The sequence below is a fragment of the Endozoicomonas sp. ONNA1 genome (assembly GCF_024606325.1).
Lineage (GTDB): Bacteria > Pseudomonadota > Gammaproteobacteria > Pseudomonadales > Endozoicomonadaceae > Endozoicomonas_A.
Genome location: NZ_JAHHPN010000796.1, coordinates 1 through 1,542, shown reverse-complemented (window position 1 = coordinate 1,542; position 1,542 = coordinate 1). Strand labels below are relative to the sequence as shown.

General features: G+C 44.5%; 1 protein-coding gene. It reads left to right on the top strand.

The features are described 5' to 3' along the window. Positions 1–1,542, top strand: a 1,542-nt coding sequence (locus tag KDK19_RS18970; protein WP_257292626.1) for a hypothetical protein, incomplete at both ends; no start/stop codon positions are given.

The following is a 1,542-nucleotide window of genomic DNA, read 5'->3' as shown; positions in this document are numbered from 1 at the left end:
GAACCAGCTTATAGCCATCATTGAAAGCGACGCTCCCGATGCCGTTTTTAAGCTGGGGCAAATACTGGATGAGCTGGACATGCCTCAGCGTTTGCAGGTTCTGAAAACAGAAGGCACAAACAACAGGGGGACTCCTGTCACGCCTCTTGAGGCGATACTGGAACTGCCGCGTTCATTCAAAGAGGGTTCATTGCGTAACCGGTTTATTGAGCAGCTGATAGAATCTACAACCGATAAGACACGTACTTTGAATGATTTTAACATTCCGTCTGCCCTCCAAAAAATACCTCTGGCTGACCAGGCACTGTCCGAAGCGGGCGACAACAACCTGAGCATTTTGTCCAAGATTGTTCAGGACATAATCCGAAGAGTCAATCAATCTGACACACAACCGCCTATGGGAGACTTTGAAAAGTCTTGTCTTACTGAGCACTTTGTTCAACTGTTCCTGCTCTACGAAAACCCATTTGGAACTATTTATGAACTGTTGGGGAAAATATCCGACGTAACCATAATCCGTGATATTTTGTTCTGCGCTCATCCATTTACATATTCCAGTACTTTTCAGGAGATCTTCACACGATTTGAGCAGCACCCGTCTTACTTTAATTTTGTACGCTATTCAAATAGCCTGATGATGCTGTTGCGATCTTTCCCTGCAACAAAAGAACCTTCACAACGAGAGCCTTCACTTCAAAAACTGTCACTACAAAAGCCTGTGATCAGCAACAATGATAATGCCTCCAACGGAACAATGGCCCGTGGTTGCTCAGCATCAGATGAACGTCAATCCCTATGTAGCAGCGATAGCACCTCCAACGAAACAATAGTCAGTGGCGGCTTTGCATCTGATGAACGTCAATCAGGATGTAACAGCAATAATACCTCCAGCGAAACAATGGCCAGCCATGGAAACACATTCACCCATACCATCCGGCCATTTAACAGTGCCTCTGGCTCTGGCACCAGTTCTCTTAAAACGTCCACTGATAAGTACTTACTGCAGGGAGCAAAGCCAAAGCAGCCTGCCCGTACTGATCGGTCAAATGACTCTTCGCGAATGCGATCATATTCACTTCGTTCCTATGGTGATCATCAAAGCAACCTGACACAGGACCAATTTGGCTGGGAAGTTCCGGGAATAAATCCAAATTTCTTAAGAAAACATTCGAACGACCATTCCCTTTTAGTTGACCAACCTCATCCCCAAAACGCTTCCCCTGCACGGAGGAGTGGTACCCCGCGACTGCTTGCAGCCACCCCATTGATAAATCCGGGAAATACATTTAATGCGGACGGTAGCCCCGAAATTCATGAACCTCAAAATTTAGATCGTAGTCTGGAAAAGTTAAAACGTGTTGTAAGTCAGTTCCAAAAAGATAGAAGAGAATTTGAACGGTATAGAAACATTCGGGAAAAGGAAGAGCAAAAAAGACAGCAGATTAATGAGTTAACTGCACAGATTCAGTGGTTAACAACACAAAATCAATGGTTAACATCACAGAATCAATGGTTAATAACAGAGAATCAGGGATTAAACTT